Here is a 21172-nt window from a genome sequence, read left to right on the forward strand (position 1 = left end):
TACCGGAGACCTCGCTTGCCTCGGGCCATCGACACACCAACGCGGGCAATGGTTCTCAACACACGAGTGGGGGATCGCCGCATGGCGGCGATCCCCCACTACCCACCACTTCGAGACACTGCCTAGATCACCCCGGTCGAGCACCGAACCGGGGCATACGACCGGTCAGGAAGGCATCGATGCCCTCCAATGCGTCCGCGTCGAGAAGGCCATCCCGATACCTGCTCCCGGCGTCATCGATATCACCCACACCGGTATCGATCATCTCCTTGGCGGCGGCCACGGAGACCGACGATCGGGAACAGACCAGCTCGGCCAGTTCCACGGCCCGTGGGACAGGGTCGGCGGAGGCGGTGATCTCGCCGACCAGACCGATGCGCAGCGCGGTATCGGCATCGATCAGTTCCGCGGTGAAGATCAGCCGTTTGGCGGTGGCCGGACCGAGAATCCGCGTCAGGCGGGCCACCGTGGCGGATGGATACACGATCCCGAGCTTTGCCGGTGTCACACCGAAGCGGGCCGCCCGACCGGCCACCCGAAGGTCACAGGCCATCGCCAGTTGAGCACCACCACCGACGCAGTACCCCTCGATCGCCGCGATGACCGCCTTCGGAAAAGCGGCCAACCGCTCCTCGGCCGCGGTCATCCGATGCTCGAGCGCGATACCGCGCACACGAGCCGAACGCAACTCGTCGATATCCATACCGGAGCTGAAATCTCCTGCCGCGCCGTTCAATACAACAGCCCGTATCGATCGATCATTCCGCAGACGGGCCAGTACGGTGTCGAGTTCGTCGAGCATGTCGACGGTCAAGGCATTGCGCTTGGCGGGGTTCCGAATCGTCACGAACGCAACGGGCTCGGCCCTGCGCAACAGGATGGCGGGCCGATCCGCGGTCACATCCACCTCCGCGACCGGGCCCCTCACAACTCACCCGCCAGCAACGCCTTCTTCTGCACTTTGCCCATCGCGTTGCGGGGCAGCGTCTCGATGACACGAACCTCACGCGGCCGCTTGTGCACCGACAGCGAAGTCGCGACGAAATCGATCAGCGCCGCACCATCGGTCACGTCTGCGACCACATAGGCCACAATGCGCTGCCCCAGGTCGGCATCGGGCGCACCGATCACCGCCGCCTCTCGAACGCCGGGATGGGCGAGCAAGGCCTGCTCCACTTCCCCGGCCCCGATCCGGTATCCACCGGACTTGATCATGTCCACCGACTCCCGACCCACGATCCGGTGGAAACCTTCCGGGTCGATCACGGCGATATCCCCGGTCATGAACCAGCCGTCCTCGGTCATGGTAGCGGCGGTCTTGGCCCGGTCGTTCAGATAGCCGTCGAAGAGAGTCGGCCCCGCGACCTCCAATCGCCCCAGCGATTCACCGTCGTGCGGCACCTCGCTCCCCGATTCGGTCCGCAGTCGTGTGCGCACCCCCTCGATGGGCCGTCCCACCCAACCGGGCCTGCGTTCACCGTCGAACCCGGTACTGACGGTGATCATCGTTTCGCTCATACCGTAGCGCTCGACCGGTCCGGAACCGGTGAGGGCGGCGAGTCGCTCGAACACCGGCACCGGCAGTGGGGCGCTACCCGATACGAGTAATCGCGCCCCGGCTAGCGCCCGCGCGGCCGTCGGGTCCGCACTCACTCGTGACCACACCGTCGGAACTCCGAAATACAACGAGCCGCCCGCCGCCGCGTACGCCGCGGCCGTCGGTCGTACCGTGTGCACGAGCGGAGACCCGACCCGCAACGCGCCGAGCACACCCAGCACGAGCCCGTGCACATGGAACAGCGGCAAGCCATGGACCAGCACGTCCTCGGGTGACCACTGCCATGCCTGCGCCACACCGTCCAGGCCGGCGGCAATGGCTCGACGCGAAAGGATCACCCCTTTGGGGGCCCCGGTCGTTCCGGAGGTGTACACGATCAACGCCGGCGCGTCGTCCGGAGGTTCGGGCAGACCGCTCGTGCCTCGCGCCCGCAGGTCGACCGGCACCCATGGTAGTGCCGAGTCCGGCCGCGACGTGCCCAACCAGAGTTCGGCCCCGGAATCGGCGAGTATATGACGCAATTCACGGTCACCGGAGTCCGGCGGGACCGGAACCGCCGCTACGCCGGCGATCAGGCATCCCACGACGGCGACAACGGTACTCATATCCGCCCGCGCATCGATCGCCACTCGCCGGGCACCACCGATCTCGGCGGCGACCGCGCAGGCGGCGCCGATCAGTTCCGCACGCGACAGTGATCGGTCGCCGATCGTGACCACGGGGGCGGTGTCCCCGCCTGCCTCGAACAGTGCGGTCAGCAGTGGTGGCACCATTTTCCCCTTCCTGAATCGGTCCACATTATGGACCGATGTGCTACTATGTGGTCCGTTGTACAGTACAAGTCCCATATGGCGTGGCGCAAGGAAACGCCGCCCCACCCGACGGAAAGGACGTCGTGAACAGCGTGCTCACCGCACTGCGGGTTTTCGAAGCGGTTGCCGAGAGCCAGCCGGTCGGGCTCAGCGATCTGGCCCGACACCTCGATGTCCCGAAGAGCACCGTGCAGCGCTGTTTGAAAACCCTGCAGCAAGCGGGATGGGTGCGATTGAGCCGCGAAGGGGGACGATGGTCGATCACCGGACGCGCGTTCACCATCGGCAGCGCGGTTGCGGCAGGCGATCACCTCCGAGAGGTCGCTCTGCCCGAACTCAGTGCCCTACAGGCCACGGTCGGCGAGACGATCCACCTGGCCGTCCCGGACGGAAACGAGCTCGTTCTCGTCGAGCGACTCGACAGCCCACATCAATTGCGCGCGTTTCTCGCACTCGGGACCCGTTTGCCGTTGCACGCGGCCGCCACCGGAAAGGCGTACCTGGCCTGCCTTCCGGATGAACAGATCACCGCCTATCTGAACACGGCACCGATGAAGGTCACCGAACGGACCGAAACCGACCCCACCCGGTTGTGGAACGAGATCCGCCTGACTCGCCGACGCGGCTACGCCTGCACCGAACAGGAACTACACGAGGGGATTTCGGCCGTTGCCGTAGCCATTCGCGACCGAACGGGGACCGCGCGGGCCTGCTTCAGCATCTCGGGTCCCTCCGCTCGGCTCACACCCGACCTCTTCGAGGACTACGGCGCCGCGGCGCTACGTACTCGCGACGCCGTCGAACGTCTGTTGCCATAGCATCCGTCCCACGACTCGCCGCCCGGAAGAGGCACCATTTCGTCGAGGCCATACGGACGAAGAAGCGGGCACACCGACCGCCTGCACTCCGAACGATCGGTGCCCGACCACGCATATTCGGGGGTAGATTGACCCACGCACCCCAGCCCGGCCGGATCGACAGGAGAACACCATATGCCTATCCATCGGCAGATGGCGGTCGGACTCCGAATCCCCGAACAGGATTTCCACTGGAATGAATCGGATATGGTCCGATACCGCCTCGCCGTCGGCCAATCGGTGGCCCAGCGGGAGGTACTGCCGACATTCGCCATGACGGCACCCGGAGCCTTCGGCGTGGTCTCCCCGGATTTCTATCATCCCGAGCCGCCCGAGATCCGGTTTCCCGGTATTCGGCTGAACCTGGCCACTCTCCTGCAGTTGGAACAGCAACTGGAAGTGCACCACCCGCTCCCTCACACGGGGTCCGCCCGGTGTCGCGGCGAGGTCGTCGCGGTGGAGGAACACGGCGACGCGGCGGTCCTGGTGCAGCGCACCGATCTGCTTGGCACCGACGGGACCGTTCTGGTCTCCGGCACCTCTCGTGTCCACGCGCGCGGCGAGGGCAACGGCGAGGCCGGCGACCGGCCGCAACCCGATCGGACGCCCATCCCGGACCGCGCACCGGACGCCGAGGTCCTGACGCCGACGCTGCGTTATCAGGCGCTGTGGTATCAGCGCTGCGGGCGCGGGAATTCGATGCTGGGCAATGTGCACACCGATCCCGCCTTCGCTCGTGCAGCCGGGCTGCCCGACCCGATCATGCAGGGCGTGTGCACCTATGCCATGGTCTGCGCCGTCATCGTCGACACCGTCCTGGAGGGACAGGCATCCCGGGTGCGGCGATACACGGCGCGCTTTCGCGGCATCGTCTTCCCCGGCGAGACACTGCGCACCCGGATCTGGAGCGACGAGGATCGCCACGTCTTCGCGACATCGATCCCGGCCCGGGCGGACAAATGCGTCTTGACCGGTGTGCTGCGCACCCGGTGATCAGCCGGCCTCCAGGAAGCCGGCCACCACCTCCGCAACCGCTTCGACATTCTCCATGTGCAGATGGTGTCCGCCGGGAAGGGTGACCTCGCGCAATTTCGGGACGGTGTCGATCCGCGTGGGATAGTAGGACTCGACCAGCGCAGTCCGCTCGGCCCGCACCAGGAGGGTCGGGGCGGTGATATTGCGTAGGAAGGCGAGCACCTGCTCCTCCCCCATGGACGGAGTCATCCCTCGGCTGAGCCGCACATCGTGCCGCCACGAATAGCCGTCGGCGACCTCGACCAGGTCACGTTCCACCAGCGTCTCGGCCGTTTCGAGCAGGATATCGGCCAGTTGGACACGGGTTTTCACGGCATGAGTGCGGCTGCGATAGACCGGATGTCGGTCACCGCGCAGATAGGTGTCCAGATAACGGGCCAGACCCGCGACCGCGCGATCCGGTTCCGCGGACAACGGGCCGATGGCGTCGATGAGCACCAGTCGGTCGATCTTGTCCGGGTGGATACCGGCGACGAGCGAGGAGACCGCCCCGCCCAACGAGTGTCCGATCAGCCGGAAACGATCCCAGCCCTGAGTGTGCGCCAACTCCAATACACAGGCCGCGTAGTCGAGGTAGTGGCAGGTCGCCGAAGGAATAGGATCCGACCGGCCGTGGCCGGGCAGATCGACGGCGATCACATCCACCTCGGGAAGACACCGGGCGAGCGCGTCGAAGCTCGCGCAGTTGTCCAGAATCCCGTGTAGGCACAACACCGGCAGTCCGCGGCCCCCCGCGCTTCGCTTACCGTGCAGCGTGATACCCGCGCGGGGCAGCGCGAACGATATCTCTTCCATGGCTGTCACTGTTTGTCCAGCCTGTCCAACACCATATCCGCCAGTTCCAGCACACTCGGTCCCTTCATCAGTTCCATGATCGTGACCTTGGTGCCCAATTCGCGTTCCAGCCAGGCGCTGATCTCGACCGCGAGCAGCGAATCGAGGTAGTCCATCAATGGCATGTTCTTGTCCAGCGAGTCCTGTGGTATGCCGAGCACCGAGGCCAGCCGGGCCTCCAGCGCCGCGGTGACCAATTCCCCACGAGCGGATTCGCCGCGAGCCAGCAACTGCTGGCGCAGCGAACCGCCCGCGCCGACCGTCGCGGCCCCGGATGCCCGATCGGACAGGTGCTCGTACCGCGGATGTTCGTCCGCGGTGATGCCATGATGTCCGAAGAACTCCGACCAGTCCATGGGCAGCACGCCCACCTGGGGCGCCGGGGTAGCCCACAGGGTGGTCAACGCCCGATACGCGGCCGTCGAGGTGAACCCCCGCATACCGGTTGCGGCCACCAGACGACCGACCTCCTCGTGTCGCGCCACATAGCCGGCGTCGGAGATCGCGCCCCAGTTCACGGCGAGCGCCGCGCGACCCCGGGCACGCCGGGCATGAGCCAACTGATCCAGGAAGGCGTTGGCCACCGCATAGTTGGTCTGTCCCCGATTACCGATCATCGAGGTCGCGGACGAGAAGAGCACGAAGGCCTCCAACGGAAGATCCGCGGTCAGCTCGTCCAGATGCCGGGCGCCGAACGCCTTGGGCGCGAGCACCTTCCGAATTCGTTCGGGAGTCATATCGGCCAACAACGCGTCGTCGAGCACCATGGCGCAGTGCAGTACTCCGCGCAAGGGGGGCAGCTCCGCATCGATACGCTCGAGCAGTGCCGCGACCTGCGCGCGCGAAGCGATATCCACCGCCTCGACCGACACCTGCACCCCGCGTTGCCGCAGTGCGTCGACCCGGGAGGCCGTCTCCCCGTCGCGGACACCGGAACGTCCGACCAGCACCAGATGCCGCACACCGGACTCCACCAGCGCCTCGGCCATGGCCAGTCCGAAACCACCCAGACCGCCGGTGATGAGCCAGGTACCATCCGTGCTCGGCGGCTGCGGCGCCCGCTGCACCGCGATCTCCCGCTCGTTCATGGTCAGTACGACCTTGCCGATATGGCGCGCGGCGGCCAGATGCCGGAACGCCGCTTCGGTCTGCGACGGGTGGAACAGCCGGTACGGCAGCGGACGCAACTCACCGGCGGCGAACCGATCCATCAGTTCCCGGAACACCCGTCGGGTGGCCTCGGGGCGATCCACCAGCAACTGACGCAGGTCGAAGCCGAAGTAGGACAGGTTGCGCAGGAAGGGGCGCAATCCCATCTTCCGGTCCTGAAGGAGATCACGTTTGCCCAGTTCCACGAACCGTCCGTACGGAGCCAGGCAGGTAATGCTCTGCTCCACCGCCTCGCCGGTGAGGGAATTGAGCACGACATCCACCCCGCCGCCGTCGGTGACGGCGCGAATACGGTCGGCGAAATCCGCCGAGCGCGAGTCGAAGACATGCCGCACCCCCAGGGTGCGCAACAACTCTCGTTTGGCGGGGCTGCCCGCGGTCGCAAACACCTCCGCCCCCAACAATTGGGCGATCTGCACCGCGGCCAGACCGGTGCCGCCCGCGGCGGCGTGGATGAGCACCCGTTCGCCCGCGGTCAACCGGGCGAGTTCGTGCAGGGCGTACCAGGCGGTGAGGAAGACGATCGGAATCGAACCGGCTTCTTCGAAATTCAATGTGGCCGGTTTCGCCACCACATGCGCCGCGGAGACGACGAGCCGATCGGCCAGCGCCCCCTGTAGCGGGCTCACCGCCACAACCGGATCACCGACCCGGAATTCGGTGACACCGTCCCCGACCCGGGTCACGATCCCGGAGCATTCGGCGCCGAAACGGTATTCGGTCGCCGATTCCAGGGGCGGGACCTGACCGAGCGCCATCATCACATCCAGGAAGTTCAGACCGGCGGCACGCACATCTATCTCCACCTCACCGGCGGCGGGCGCGGACCGCTCCCGCGCGGCGTAGTGCAGGCCGTCCAGCGAACCCGGACCCGATGTGCTCAAGACGAAGCCGATTTCGGCCGGCAACTCCGCGGCGGGCTCGGTCTCCGGTCGCGGCGTCCACGACCGCAGTCGTCGCACGAAACGTTCACCCGCGCGGATGAGCACCTCACGCTCGTGATCGGTGGTGAGCAGTTCGGCCCATACCGCATCGAGATCCGTCGGGGACGGCCGGGTCTCGAGGTCGATCACGGTATACCGCAGCTGGGGCAGTTCGAGGGCCGCGACGGCACCGATGCCCCAGGCCGCGGCCCCGGTCGGATCGATGTCCTCGCTTCGGAAGGCGTGGGCGCCCCGGGTGACCTCGACGATCCGCGGCCATACCCCGGACTCCACCTCGCTCACCCGCCGCAGGAGATCGACAATGCGCACCGTGGTCTCGGTGAGGGCCTCCTCGAAGTCCTCCACCCGCCGGTCGCGCAGATCGACGATCGCCGTCGGCGCCGAGGCCGCCAGGTCGATATCCGTCGGATCACCGACCGTTACCGCCCGGCCACCGTGCCGTTCGATCCGCTCGGCCAGCGCCTCGGCCAATGGATCGCCCGGACCGGCGAGGACGAGCCAGCTACCCGACACCTCGACGGTGTCGGAGGGTTCGGGCAGGGATGGTTCCATCGGTGCCCGGGCCACCAGCAACGTCTGTGAGCCCCCTCCGGAGTGAACCGGGTCGACGAATGCCGCGACATCGTCGTAGTCGACGGACCGCAACAACTCCGACCAGTCCTGCGCGGACAACAGCGGAGTCCGCGGACGAACCCGCTGGTCGCGGAACGACCACCAACCATCGGTGAGGCCGAAAGTGAGGTCCAACCAGGGGTTGTCCGGCGCCGCTTCCACCAGGACGAGCGCGCCACCGGGCGCGATCACCTCTTGGAGGAACAGCAGTGTCTTCTTCGCATCGGCGGTGGCGTGTACCACATCGGAGGCCACCACCAGGTCGAATGTGCCCGCCGGAATGTCCTGGGCGATCAGATCGTGCTCCAGGTCGAGCACTCGGTAGTCGACGAATTCGAAGGCCCGGAACCGATCCCGCGCCGCGGAAAAGAATGCGGGCGATACATCGGTGAACACGTACTCGGTGCGTTCCGGGGGCAGTACCGGCAACAGGCTCGCGGTCAACCCGCCGGTACCTGCGCCGACCTCGAGCACCCGCAGCGTCCGTCGGGGATCGGCGGTCTCGGCCAGACGCCGAACCACCTGGCGAGCGACCAGATTGTAGAACCGAGCGATCGGCGAGTTCTGGTAGATGGCCTCGGTGTCGACCAGCGTGCCGTCGGCGAAGAGCAGTTCCAGCGGATCGACCCGACCGACGAGTACGTCGTACAGCCGACCACCCGTCCGGCGCAGCAGCAGCAGTTCCCAGGCACAGGCCGGATAGCGGGTGAAGAGCTCCGACCACAGCTTCTCCACGTCCGTGTCACAGGAGCGCTCGATGCGATAACGCCCGCCGGACTCGTGTACGACGCCCTCGGCGATCGGCAATCGCAGCAGCCCCTGTAGCGCCCGCTGGTATTTGGGCAGCAGCGCCGGGATTTCGGCCACCGTGAACTCTCCGTCCACCGCGAACGCGTCCAGGCATCGGGACACATAGGCCGCGCACAACCGCGTCACATCATGCCGATAGTCGTCGGCATACTCGGCGCGCCCCAGCCGCTCGGACAATTCCTGCGACATCGGAGTCAATTCACCGGCCAGTTCGCGCGGCGCCAAGGCGAGCGCGCTGCGGTCCGGCCGCGTGGACAGACCACTCGGCTGCCAGGTGAACGCGTAGAAATCGTCGTCGAGACGGTCGGCAGCCCCCTCGGTCGAGTGGTGCACGGACTTACCGGTCAACGAGGTGTACTCCGCGACCACCTCGCCCCGATCGTCGAGCAGATAGATGTCCACCAGCAGGGTGTCGTCGTTCTTGCGCGAACGGGTGTAGCACCACACCGGGAGATCGACCTGACGGTGCAGACGCACCCGCTCGATTCCGGTCGGCAGATAACTGGTGGGCAGCAGCACGTCCGGGCGATCGGCACGGGGGTGCAGGATCGCGCTCTGGAAACACGCGTCGAGTACCGCCGGATGCAGCAGATACCCGGTGAGCTTGTTGCGCAGCACCCGCGGCACGCGGACACGCGCGAGCGCCTCACCGTCTCCGACGTGAATCTTGTCGATACCGCAGAACGCCGGCCCGTAGGCGTATCCGCGGTGGGCGAACCGCCCGTAGACGTCGATGGCCGAGAAGGTCGCGGCGCAGCGGTCCCGGATCGCCGACAGATCGAATGCGGATGTCACGTCCTCGGCGTCCTCGGCGGACACGGTATGGAATCGACCGCGAGCATTGCGCAGCCAGGTGTCGCCGCGCACCGGCCGCTGGTGGAATTCGAAGGTTCCGGCCTCGGGATCGAGCTCGAGACGGCTGAGCTGCGGGTCCTCGGTCAGTACGCAGGCACGTTCGAATTCGACGAAATCCAGGGCGCACCGCTGCCCGGTCAACTCTTCCGTCGCCGCCAGCACGGCCTCCACATAGGAGGCACCGGGCACGATCACCGACCCGAACACATCGTGTTCCCGCACCCAGGTCAGTCGATGGTCGTCCCAACCGATCTCCCAGGTCGGTCGCGGGCCGTCCACCCGGCGCAGCATCGGATGTTGTTGCGCACCGGTGCGATCCCGCCGCGACACCGTGCTCTCGTTCCAGAACGACTGGCGAATCCACGGGTTCGTGGGGAGGTCGAGCACGGGCGCACCGGTGGGGTACCGCCGCTGCCAGTCGATCGGACATCCCGCGACGTAGAGTCGGGCGAAGGTGTCGCCGAAGACCGTCCAGTCGTCCTTCTTACGTATCAGCGACGGGACGACCACCGCGTCGGCGGTGATTTCGGTGACCGAGTTCGCCAGCACGGGGTGGGGACTCAGCTCGACGAAGGTGTCGTAACCGTCGGCCAGCATGGCACGGATGGCGGGTTCGAACAGCACCGGTTGGCGGAAATTGCGCCACCAGTAGTCGGTACCGAGTTCCGTCCCCTCGATCCGGGCGCCGGTGAGTGTCGAATAGAGCGGAATCCGGGTGGCCGTGTGCTCGATTTCGCCCAACGCCTCGAGCAGCTCTTCGCGCAGCGGATCCATATCCTGGCTGTGACAGGCGCAGTTCACCCGCAGCAACCGGGCGAAGATCCCACGCTCGTCCAGTTCCTCGGCCAATGCCGCCAGGACCGGGCGCCGCCCGGACAAGGTGCTGGCCCGGGGGCTGTTGATCGCCGACACCCACAACTCGTCCGGGTGACCGGCACACAATTCGCGCGCCTGCTGTTCGGATACGGCGACGAACATCATTCCGCCGGACGGGTCGGCGCCGTCCTGGATCCGCGCCCGGTGGCAGATCACCTTCAACGCTTCCGACAGCGACAGCGCCCCCGCGACATGGGCCGCAGCGATCTCCCCCATACTGTGGCCGAGCACCGCGTCCGGGAAAACGCCCCAGGACTTCCACAATTCGGCCAGCGCGACCTGCAGGGCGAACATGGTCGGCTGGAGATATTGTGTCCGGCTCACCGGCGAGGATTCCTCGTCGGCGGTGAGCGCCTCGTAGATGGACCAATCGATGTATTGCCTCGCCAGGCGATCGCATTCGAGGATCTTGTCGCGATAGATCGGCGAGGTCTCCAGCAGGGTGCGTCCCATGGCATACCACTGGGGTCCCTGACCGTTGAACAGGAAGGCGACCTTGCCGGTACGTCCCGGAGTCACCTGCCCCGTGACGAGATCGCCCGACCGCAATTTGTCCACGGCCTCCGCGGTGTCAGCGGCGACGACGGCACGGCGATGGTCGTGGTGACTACGCCGCAGCGCACTCGCCGCACCGTACTCGGCGAGATCCGCCACGGGTTGTTCCAGTGCGCGCGCATAGCCCTCGGTCAGCGCGTCGAGGGCGGCTTCGCTGCGCGCACTGAAGGTGAGCACCGTCGGAACCACACTGTTCTCCGACCGCGAGGCGGTGTCGTCGACCCGGTCATCGGATGAGGTATCCGACTCCGGGGCAATGCTTTTCGACACCGGCTCGGACAGGACGACATTGGCGTTGGTGCCGCCGAAACCGAACGAGTTGACGCTGGCGATCGCGGTCTCGTATTCCTCGGGCCACGGTCGTGCCGTCGCGGCGACCTCGATCGGCAGCGAGTCGAACTCGATATCCGGATTGCCCTGCCGATAGTGCAGACTCGCCGGCACCCGCCGATGACGGACACACAGTGCCGCCTTGATCAATCCGGCGACACCCGCCGCCGCCTCGAGATGCCCGATATTGGTTTTGATCGATCCGAGCAGCACCTTGTGATCCGGTTCCCGCTCGGTGCGCAGAACACGGCCGAGAGCGTTCGCTTCGATCGGATCACCGACCGGTGTCCCGGTGCCGTGCGCTTCCACATAACCGATTTCCGCGGGGGATACCCCCGCGGCGGCCAATGCCGCCCGGAAATTCTCCTCCTGCGATTCACCGCTGGGCACCGTGATGCCCTGGGTGCGACCGTCCTGGTTGACCGCACTACCGCGAATGACCGCATAAATCCGGTCGCCATCGGCCTCGGCGCGGGCCAGCGGTTTCAGCACCACCACACCGACGCCTTCTCCCCGGACGTATCCGTTGGCCGAGGCGTCGAAGGCGCGAGACAGACCGTCCGGCGAGAGCATGGCGGCCTGGCTCAACGCAATACCGAACTGGGGCGTCAGCATCAGATTGACGCCACCGGCCAGGGCCAGATCACTTTCCCCGCGACGCAGACTCTGCACGGCCAGGTGCACGGCGACCAGGGAGGACGAGCAGGCCGTGTCGATGGTCATACTCGGGCCGCGGAGATCGAAGGTGTAGGACAGGCGGTTGGAGACAATGCTCATGAATGTGCCCGTCGCCGAATGCGGACCGAGCCCTTCCACTTCGCTCGGCGCCGATTGCAGGGCGCCGTAGTCCTGGCTGCACGCGCCGATGAACACACCCGTCCGCGTGCCCGCCGCCGACCGCGGCACTATGCCGGCGTCCTCGAAAGCCTCCCAGCTCACTTCCAGCAGCAGTCGCTGCTGCGGGTCCATCTGTTCGGCGATACGTCCGGAAATACCGAAGAACGTCGCGTCGAATGTGTCCACCTCGTCCAGGTAACCGCCCCGACGCGCGCTGATTCGGCCCGGCTGTTGTGGTTTGGGTGAATAGAAATGGTCGACATCCCACCGGTCGGCGGGGGTGGTCGAGATGGCGTCGACACCTTGTTCGAGTAGTTCCCAAAGTTTTTCGGGTGTGGTGGCCCCACCCGGAAACCGGCATCCGATACCGATGATGGCGACTGGTTCGTCGGCCGCGTAGGTCATATCTGCTCCAGGTAATTGAACGCGGCGAGCACTTGCGCCGTGGTGAATACGTCCTGAGTCGCTCGGAACGAGCGGTAACTTTCGGTTTCCGGATACGGGTAGCGGCCGCCGAACCACGAACCGTCGGGGCGACGTCGCGCCAGCAACCAGTCGATCGCCCGACGCACCGGCGGTTCACCTGCGTCCATACCGGCGTGAGCGAGCGTCGCCAGGGCGAGCGCGGTTTGGAGCTCGGGGACGGACGGCTCGCCGTGGAAGCCGTCGACCCGGGAGAACCAGCTTCCGTCCGGGCGCTGCCGAGCGAGGACGAAATCACGTGCTTTCGCCACGGCGGCGTAGTTACCGTAGTCCGCCAGCGCGGCGACCGCCGGACGCATCAGGTAATAGTGGGTGCAGTAGTAGTACCAGTTGATGCCGAAATGGCCTTCCGCATTCTGTTTCCCGGCCAAGAAGTTCAGCGCCTCGTCGAGATGATCCGGCTCGATTTCCGCCTTGTCCAGGGCGCACAGCACAAATCCGGTAACCGATGATTCCCGCTGAAATGCCTTCGGGATGTGACTGTGCACTTCCTCCCACGGACCGTCGGGCAGCTGTCTACTTCGGAGAAATTCCGCTTTTCGACGGGCAGACTCCTCGCAACCGAGCAGCGAGAGCGCGTGTACGTATTCGCTACTGGTCTCGGTGCAGTATTCGTCGTCGGCTATTTCCAGCGCGCCCCAACTGAGCATTCCCGTCGGTTTTTCCCGACCGGAGAGAAATCCCAGCAGAGCATCGATGACTTCACCCGATTCCGAAGGCAATCGCTTCTGCCACAGCGCGATAGCCTTCAGAGCATTGACCGAATCCCACTCTTGGAACACATCCACCGATGGATCCTCTGCAATGGACCCGTCGGATTGCAGGCATCGACGGAAATAGTCGAAGGCCTGTGCAACCACAGTATCGATGGTCAGATCATGGTCTGCGAATACCCGCTCGAGCATGTTCACGCTATCGCAACCGCAGCGAACCGCAACTCCGGCCGGATTTTATCGGAAAAATTTCGCTCATAACCAACTCCGTACACGCTACCATCCATCACCGCCGGACCGGCCGGTGCGATACCGCAGGAAGCTACCACGAAGCAACCCACCCGCGAAGTTCCCAAATATGGGAGTTATGCAGCATTCGAATCCATTCATCTTCGCTGTACGCTTCCGCCGCCGGGGGTGGCATTTTCGGAGGACGGGAGTCATATATGAGCGACGAGGCCGACGTCGACTACGAGTGGGTGGATGTCACCACCCTCGGCGATCTGTTGGACCGACGAGCCCAAGCCCACCCGGATCGGGTTGCATTGGCCTTCCCGGACGCCGAACTCGACTACGCGCAACTGGCCGCCCGCGCGGACGCTCTCGCCCGCGCGCTACTGGCCGCCGGCACCTCCCGAGGCGAGACCGTCGGAATTCTGCTCCCGAACTGCCCGGACTCGATCGCGACGTTGTTCGCGGTCACCAAGATCGGCGCCGTACCCGTCCCGATCAACGGTCGATTCAAGGAATACGAACTGCAGCAGGTGATCACGCACTCCCGTATGCGCCTGCTGTTCGTCCATCCCGACACGCCGCTTCCCGACTCGGTACGCGCACAGGCCCCGGACCTACAACAGGTGGTACTGCTCACGAGCGACCGGGCACCCGAGGGCGTAACACCCGAATCCGAATTCCTCGCGGCGGCGGCCCATGTGACGGATACGCAGATCCGTGACCGCCGGCAACTGGTGCGGGTCCGCGACACCGCCATGGTCATGTACACGTCCGGGACCTCGGCAAGCCCCAAGGGCGCGATGATCAGCCACGAGGCCCTGATCCGATTCGCCGCGGGCGCCCGCACCAGACTCTCACTCACCGACCACGATCGCGTCTGGACACCACTACCGCTGTTCCATATCGGCGCGGTCGCCTTCGCCATCGCCACACTCTACGCCGGCTGCCGATACTGCCATGTCGGGTTCTACCGGCCCGATACCGCGCTGGACCATCTGGAAGCACAGCGCTGCACGGTCGCCCTGCCCGGCTTCGAAACGGTATGGCTGCCGGTATTGAACCAGCCCGACTTCGACCGACGCGACCTGTCCGCGCTCCGGCTCGTCATGGCGGTGGGCGTTCCGGAACGCCTGCGCGATATGGCCACCCGGCTACCGCAGGCGATCCAGGTGTCGTGTTTCGGCATGACCGAGGCCTCCTCGTTCCTGGCGCTGAGCAGGCAGACCGACACCCATGAGCAGCGCATGACCACCGGTGGGCACCCGCTGCCCGGGATGGAGTGCCGCGTGGTGGATCCGGAGACCGGACACGACCTGCCACCGGGCACGGAGGGCGAATTGCTGTTCCGCGGCAGCAATTGCTTCGACGGCTATCTCCACGACCCGGAGCTGACGGCCCGCGCCTTCGACGAGCAGGGATGGTTCCACACCGGTGATATCGCCGTCATGGACGCCGACGGCCGGGTCACCTTCGTGAGCCGGCTCAAGGACATGCTCAAGGTCGGCGGCGAGAACGTCTCGGCGGTCGAGGTGGAGGGGTATCTACTGCGGCACCCGGCCGTCCACATCGCGCAGGTCGTCGGCGCGCCGGACGACTACTACGTGGAGGTGCCGGCCGCCTATATCGAGTTGAAGCCGGGCGCCACCGCCACCGAGCAGGAGATCATCGACTTCTGCCTGGGCAATATCGCCACCTACCGGGTACCCCGATACGTCCGGTTCCTCGAGGAATGGCCGATGTCCGGTACGAAGATCAAGAAATACGTTCTGCGCGAGCGGATCAGGACCGAGCTCGCCGAGGCGGGCATCACTCGGGCGCCCAAGCTACGAGTGGTGCAGGGGGCCCGTCCATGAGCGGTGAACTACGCACCATAACCCGGCTGTACCGGAACGCGGCCCGTCTGAAGACGTCGGCCGCGCTCGGAGATCCGGTTGCCGCCGTCATGAACCTACCCCGCGGCGTTTCCGGGCACGCGGCCTACGAGCGGATCCGGGCAGGCGGTGAACTGGTGCGTGGTCGCAGCGGCCTGCACATGTCCGCCACCTACTCGGTCTGCAACGGGCTTCTGCGCGACAACCGGTTCAAGGTGGCGCCCACCTCGGCGGTGCGCCTGCGACTGGGACCGTTGCCCGGTCAGCGAACCGATTTTCTGGTACATCCGCTCGACGACTCGCTGGCTTCGGAGAATCCGCCGGAGCACACGCGGTTGCGCAAGATCGTCGCACCGTTGTTCGGCGCCGCGCAGATACGAGCCCGGCGAGCCTTCGTCGAAGAGCTGGTGGAGCGGCGGTTGGATCGATTGGATCGCGACGAGCCCGTCGACCTGATCGACGAGTTCGCCCTGCGCATACCGAGTCTGGTGATCGCCGAACTTCTCGGCCTCCCCCCGGAGGATCATGATCTCTTCGCACACTGGGGTATCGAATTCGGCGCGACGGTCGACGGGGCGCGCGGCATTCGGGAGCGCCGGCGCACGCACGTATTGCTCTCCGAACTCACCGACTACTTCGCCGCGGTGACCGAGCTGCGCCGCAAGGAACCCGGCGAAGACATGATCACGGCACTGACCCATGCGGTGGACGAAGGAGCGATGACCGAGGAGGGGCTGGTGTCCACCTGCCAGGCACTCCTCATCGGCGGCTTCGTGACCACGGCCAATATCATCGGCAATGCCGTTGTCGCCCTGTCGCGTTTTCCCGAGCAACGCGAGCTGTTCACGAGCGACCTCGACAAGGCACCGCAGGTGGTGGAGGAAGCGCTGCGCTGGGAGGCCCCGGCCCAATACAGCGTCCGGGTGGCGGGTGAACCGCTGGAGCTGGCCGGTCGAGAGATCGGGAAGGGTACGCCCGTGGTGGCCTTGTTGGCGGCCGCCAACCGCGATCCCGATGTCTTCACCGAACCCGAGCGGTTCGATATCGACCGGCCGAACGCGCGCGACCACCTCTCCTTCGCAGCCGGTGTGCACTACTGTCTGGGTGCCGGGCTGGCCCGGCTGGAAGGCGAGATCGCATTGCGCGGTCTCTATCGACGGTATCCCCGGCTCGAGACGGTCGGGCAGGGTGAATACTGCCCGTCCCGAGTCATCCGGGGCCCTCGCCACCTGCCGGTCCGGACTCGATAAAGGTGTCGAATACCACCTCGTGACCGCCGCGATGTCTCCGGTCGGCCGCTGATCTCCCTTCGAACCGGTGGTCCGGAACCGGCTGCCGACGGCTTCAGCGACCGCCCATCCCTGCCACCGGAACCAATCGGCATATCGGCTGCCGGGCCTCGCCGCGAATCGGTGGTGAGCGGCTGCTCACCACCGGGGTATGCGACATCGGCATGCTCTGTCGGTGCGATATGTCATCCTCCCGAGGTAACCAACCCTGCTCGGAGGGGAGAACGACAATATGGCCGAGATCGAGGACCGGCCCGCGATGAGACCGGTCGCGCGCTGTCGCCGCTGTCACGGATGGCTCCTGTCACCGCAGTCGATCGCCGAAGGGATCGGCCCGACCTGCGCGGTCCGCGAGCGCATCGAGCGGTGCGCCGCGACGGCGGCGCAACCGGCACTGTTCGATATCGCAGCCTGAGCCATGCCGCTGTCGACCGACGGCAACCATGGGGTCGTCACGTGTGGGCGCGGCCGATGTCGATGCCGAAATCTCCTTGCGCGGGCAATAGGGCCTTGCCCGCGGCGAAGACTTGCCCGCAACGAAGAGAGGAAGAAGGAGAAACCGGAGAAAGCGACGCCCTATGGCGAATCGCAGACCGGAACGAAGGGTCGACCGGCCACCACCACCGGGCTCGGACGAATCGTCCTTATCGGGCCGGGCGGCGGGCTCGGATCTCGGTCAACGACAGCCCCCGGCGACGACGGGCGAGCGCACGCAAAGAGCTCGCATTGGCATAGCCGACTTCCCGTGCGATGGCCTCCACTGTCAAATCGGTGGTCCGCAGCAGCCGACCGGCACGATCCAAACGGATATCGTCGGCGAAATCCTTGGGCGACATACCGAGCGCGGCGCGGGTGGCCCGCTGCAGGCTGCGTTCGGTGACCCCCAGCTCACGCGCTGCGGTGGAGATCAGAAACTGTTCGGAGAGGTGATCGCGCACCCAACGTTCGTAGCCTGCGACCAACGAGTTGCCCCGGGCGACCACCTCGGGGATGACATACGAGGCCTGGCTGGTCCGGTCGTCGACCGCGAGGTAACGCCGCACCTGCTCCGCCAGCTCCGGGCTGGTGCGGTACACCAGGGACAGGGCCATGTCCACATGGGACAGTGACGCGCCGGCGGTCGTCACCCCGTCACCGTGACAGACGATGCTCGTCTCGTCCAGGTCGACCTCGGGATAGCGTTTGCGGAAACTGGCCCCCAACCACCAGCTGGTGGTGGCCGGACCACCTGCAAGCACCCCCGCCTCGGCCAAGAAGAACGTTCCGGTGCAGGCCGCGGCGAGATGCGCGCCGCGCGCACGCGCACTGCGGATATGCTCCACCAGCCATGCGTTACCGGGCGCGGATACGAGTTCGACCAGCGAGCCCGGCTCCAGGACGTTCACCGCGGCCACCGCGACGGTATCGAAGGGCTCGGAAATCTCACCGAGCGGTGTGGTCGGCACCAGGTTTCCGCTTCCCGAGCGCACCGATTCCCCCAGGGACACGGTATGCACATTCCAGGCGGCAGGCGGGTGCGGCAGTTCGTCACGCAGGACATTCGCTGTACTGAAGACACCGAGTAGAGTGCCGAGGCCGAGTTCACCCACACCATCCACTACGAAAATGCCCACGTTCACGCCCGCAGGATACGGCGCGATATCACCGCGACAAAACCTCGCGGTTCGATTTGCGGCACCATGAGCTGTCGGTACGGATCGACCGAATGTCGCAAACGCATCCTTTCCGGTCGCTTCCGCCCCTCGGCTCGGGCCATGAGACCCCGTAGGGTGAGGCCACGGCGCAGTCATCCCCGAGCGACTACGCCCTGGTTCGTGTAGACATCACCGATCGAGAGCGAATGCCCGGAAATGACCCTTGCGCGACACCGCGACGCATGGTTCGGGTATCCATGTCACGCCACCGCTCCCTCGGCGTCTCACACTTCCCCCGCCGTTCATCGACGGTCTCACCGATAGCCTTCGGGGCCGGCCGGCATGTGCCCGCGGCACCATGCCGCGCGCCCCGTCCCCCGGCCATCGGATACGGAGGCATGGTTGCGGCGCTGCGGGGTGCGCCGCAACTTTACGTCCGTATCCCAACGCTTCGACCGCTGGGCCCGCGGCCGCACCCGACGCACCGCCGCCCGCCCGGGTGACGGCCGCCGGGTCGGATACGACGGAGTGTCGGGTGGCGTATCAGGCCTCGAGAACGACGGGTAGCCGCCGCAAACCGTGGAGCGCGCGGGATTGCAGGGGGACGCATTTTCCGGCGAGACGGGCGTCCGGATACCTTTCGAAGAATCGTTGGACAGCGATAACGGCTTCCGCGCGGGCCAGTGCAGCACCGATACAGAAATGGATCCCGGCGCCGAAGGTGAGATGGCGATGCGGTTCCCTGCGGTGCGGATCGAATTCGTGCGGAAGGGAGAAGATTTCCGGGTCGCGGTTCGCCGCGGCGAGCAGCAGCACGATCGGTGTTCCGGCGGCGACGGGCCGATCGGCGAGCCGAGTATCGGTCTTGGCCACCCGAACGACGTATTGGACGGGAGTGTCGTACCGCAGGGATTCCTCGATCACCGCTGTGTAGTCACCATCGGCCGGATGGAGGTGGGGGTACCGCAGCAGCATGTACAGGGCGTTGCCGAGCAGGTGGGTGGTGGTGCCGAAACCACCGACCAACAGCATGCTGCAGGTGGCGATGGCCTCGCGCAGGGTCAACCGCGCCGGACACTGCCCCGCCAACCCGGCGATGAGCCCGACGTCCTGCGGTTCGGCCTGCTCCAGACGCTCCCGAAAGTATGCCGTCATCTCGGTGACGAGCGCGCGGGACCGCTCCCGTTCCCGCGCCGTTCTGGCTCCGTCCAGCAATGAGGCCAGTACGTTTCCCCATGTAGCGAAACGCGGGGCCTCGGTATGGGGTAGACCGAGGATCTCCGAGATCATCGCCATCGGAACGGCTTCGGCATAGTTCGTGATCAGATCGGTGACGCTGCCGTGTGGCAGCTCGTTCAGGCAGTGTTCGACGGCTTTTTCGATCCGGGGAGTGAGATCGCCGAGTGCGCGCCGATGGAATGTCGGCGCGACCAGCGACCTCAGCTCGGTGTGCCGGGGTGGTTCCAATTTGAGGAAGGAGTCGTCGACCGGATGCACGAGTGTCACATCTCCGGTTTCGTTGCGCCTGCGGGCCGAGGCGCCGATCGGCGCCGGGCCGAAGTCACCGCTGGTGAGGACCTGCTGACACAGCCGATGCGAGGCGGTGAACAGCAGGCCTCGGCGGCTGATGGCCAGGGCGCCCCGAGCACGGATCTTCTCGTACTGGCGATGCCGGTCCACCCCCGGGCGGGCCCAGAGGATCCGGGCGCCCGGGTCACCGCGTAGGACATCGGAGAACAGCCGTGCTTTTTCCAGAGACATCGTTGCCATGACCGGTCGCTACTCCTGCGTTACGCGCCGACCACGGTTTCGGCGGAAACCTGCCGAGCCGTGTGGTAGCTGGACCAGTAGTACTGGCGGTAGAACTCCTCGGCCAGTGTCACCCAGGTGTTCAGCTGGTCGCGATCGCCCAGGAACCGGTGCATGTTGACGAGCAACCAGCTCCACACCGCCTGACTGTCGCGGCAGTTGTCGCAGTCACCGGTGGTGGCGCAGTACTGAACGCTGTGATCGGTGCGGTACGCGTTGAAGCGGCCGACGATCGGATGACCCTCGCGCAGGCGCTGGGCGTGGGCCGGGTGATCGTTGCTGATACTGGGACAGGTTTCGGCACCGAAAGTGCCCCAGTGCGTCTTACCGGTGACCAGAGTGCGGTAATAGTACGGATCCCCGACGACCGTGTCGGGGTAGGTCTCCCGCATCCGGGTCATCTCCTGAATCACATACTCTTCGTTACGCACTCGCGCGGTGGGGTCGGTGCCGTAATCGCTGTAGTAACCGAAGTTGATCTGGTTTCCGTTCTCCGCGATGGCCTCGACAGTGCGTTCGAGGTAGGGCATCCCGGCCTCGCTCAGGGTATAAACCCAGGTGACCCGCGGATCGTTGGTGTAGGTGCGCAACGCCCGGTCGAACAACCCGGTGATTCGCCGACCATTGGCCCCGTGACCACGTAACTCGTCGTCGACCGGTCCGCCACCCCATAGGGAGAGCGCAATGGCGATATTCTCCAGCCCCTCGTAGGGAATGGGCCGCGTCCCGTTCGTTACCACTGTGACATGGCGAATCGTCTCCGCGAACACCCGGACCCGATCCAGGACGAGAGCCGGTTCACCGCCGATCAGCAGGGTGCTGGTGATCTTCTTGTTGTCCCGCAGATCTTCGGCGAACGCACGGATCGTGTCGAGATCGCGGATTTCGGTGCTTTGCTTGTCCATATCGTGTTCGAAGAACCAGCAGCCCTTGCACCGCAGGTTGCAGGCGTCGGTAACCCAGACTTCCACCGTCCGTATCCCGCGAGCCGTTTCGTTGATGCGCAACAAACGTTCGGCCAATGCCGGATCATCTTGCACGAGTTCGAATGCTC

The 21172-nt window shown here is 65.8% G+C and carries 13 protein-coding genes; 5 read left to right on the forward strand and 8 right to left on the reverse strand.

What is annotated here, in order from left to right; genetic code table 11:
- Window positions 1-127 precede the first annotated feature (127 nt).
- Both ON32_RS05140 and ON32_RS05145 read right to left on the reverse strand, forming a co-directional pair.
- Complete coding sequence (locus ON32_RS05140) at window positions 128-901, reverse strand: enoyl-CoA hydratase/isomerase family protein (RefSeq protein ID WP_245550810.1); 774 nt, start codon at window positions 899-901, stop codon at window positions 128-130.
- A 23-nt stretch (window positions 902-924) separates the two neighbouring features.
- Window positions 925-2331 (reverse strand): acyl-CoA synthetase, encoded by a 1407-nt coding sequence (locus ON32_RS05145; protein ID WP_040789096.1) that lies wholly within the window; start codon window positions 2329-2331, stop codon window positions 925-927.
- An 80-nt stretch (window positions 2332-2411) separates the two neighbouring features.
- Between ON32_RS05145 and ON32_RS05150 the strand changes: the two genes are divergently transcribed.
- Together ON32_RS05150 and ON32_RS05155 are read left to right on the forward strand one after the other, a co-directional pair.
- Window positions 2412-3188 carry an IclR family transcriptional regulator gene (locus tag ON32_RS05150; RefSeq protein WP_245550811.1) on the forward strand — a complete coding sequence of 259 codons (777 nt, stop codon included), beginning with the start codon at window positions 2412-2414 and terminating at the stop codon, window positions 3186-3188.
- A gap of 174 nt (window positions 3189-3362) precedes the next feature.
- Window positions 3363-4220 carry a MaoC/PaaZ C-terminal domain-containing protein gene (locus ON32_RS05155; protein WP_040789098.1) on the forward strand — a complete coding sequence of 286 codons (858 nt, stop codon included), beginning with the start codon at window positions 3363-3365 and terminating at the stop codon, window positions 4218-4220.
- Here ON32_RS05155 and ON32_RS05160 read toward each other — a convergent pair whose 3' ends face one another.
- From ON32_RS05160 to ON32_RS05170, 3 genes are read right to left on the reverse strand one after another with little or no spacing between them, the layout of a single operon-like run.
- Window positions 4221-5057, reverse strand: a complete 837-nt coding sequence (locus ON32_RS05160; protein WP_040789100.1) for an alpha/beta fold hydrolase — start codon at window positions 5055-5057, stop codon at window positions 4221-4223.
- A gap of 5 nt (window positions 5058-5062) precedes the next feature.
- Window positions 5063-12490, reverse strand: coding sequence for a type I polyketide synthase (locus ON32_RS05165; protein WP_040789102.1), 7428 nt, complete (start codon window positions 12488-12490; stop codon window positions 5063-5065).
- Window positions 12487-13473 (reverse strand): prenyltransferase/squalene oxidase repeat-containing protein, encoded by a 987-nt coding sequence (locus ON32_RS05170; protein WP_083874080.1) that lies wholly within the window; start codon window positions 13471-13473, stop codon window positions 12487-12489. The genes ON32_RS05165 and ON32_RS05170 overlap by 4 nt, the downstream gene beginning before the upstream one ends.
- Before the next feature lie 254 nt (window positions 13474-13727).
- Between ON32_RS05170 and ON32_RS05175 the strand changes: the two genes are divergently transcribed.
- From ON32_RS05175 to ON32_RS05185, 3 genes are all read left to right on the forward strand, one after another.
- Window positions 13728-15368 carry a class I adenylate-forming enzyme family protein gene (locus ON32_RS05175; RefSeq protein WP_051132878.1) on the forward strand — a complete coding sequence of 547 codons (1641 nt, stop codon included), beginning with the start codon at window positions 13728-13730 and terminating at the stop codon, window positions 15366-15368.
- On the forward strand, window positions 15365-16636 hold the full coding sequence (locus ON32_RS05180) for a cytochrome P450 (RefSeq protein ID WP_040789106.1): 1272 nt from the start codon (window positions 15365-15367) through the stop codon (window positions 16634-16636). The genes ON32_RS05175 and ON32_RS05180 overlap by 4 nt, the downstream gene beginning before the upstream one ends.
- Window positions 16637-16907: 271 nt before the next feature.
- The gene (locus ON32_RS05185; protein WP_040789108.1) at window positions 16908-17090 is read left to right on the forward strand and encodes a DUF6011 domain-containing protein; all 183 of its coding nucleotides are present in this window, start codon (window positions 16908-16910) and stop codon (window positions 17088-17090) included.
- A 229-nt stretch (window positions 17091-17319) separates the two neighbouring features.
- Here ON32_RS05185 and ON32_RS05190 read toward each other — a convergent pair whose 3' ends face one another.
- The 3 genes from ON32_RS05190 to ON32_RS05200 form a co-directional block, all read right to left on the reverse strand.
- Window positions 17320-18294, reverse strand: a complete 975-nt coding sequence (locus tag ON32_RS05190; RefSeq protein ID WP_040789110.1) for a GlxA family transcriptional regulator — start codon at window positions 18292-18294, stop codon at window positions 17320-17322.
- A gap of 558 nt (window positions 18295-18852) precedes the next feature.
- The gene (locus ON32_RS05195) at window positions 18853-20079 is read right to left on the reverse strand and encodes a cytochrome P450 (protein ID WP_083874060.1); all 1227 of its coding nucleotides are present in this window, start codon (window positions 20077-20079) and stop codon (window positions 18853-18855) included.
- Window positions 20080-20099: 20 nt separating this feature from the next.
- A complete protein-coding gene (locus tag ON32_RS05200; protein WP_051132880.1) occupies window positions 20100-21158 on the reverse strand; it encodes a radical SAM protein in 1059 nt (352 codons plus the stop codon).
- Window positions 21159-21172 lie beyond the last annotated feature (14 nt).

Origin of the sequence: Nocardia paucivorans NBRC 100373 (assembly GCF_000308675.1) — a bacterium.
In the GTDB taxonomy this organism is placed as follows: domain Bacteria; phylum Actinomycetota; class Actinomycetes; order Mycobacteriales; family Mycobacteriaceae; genus Nocardia; species Nocardia paucivorans.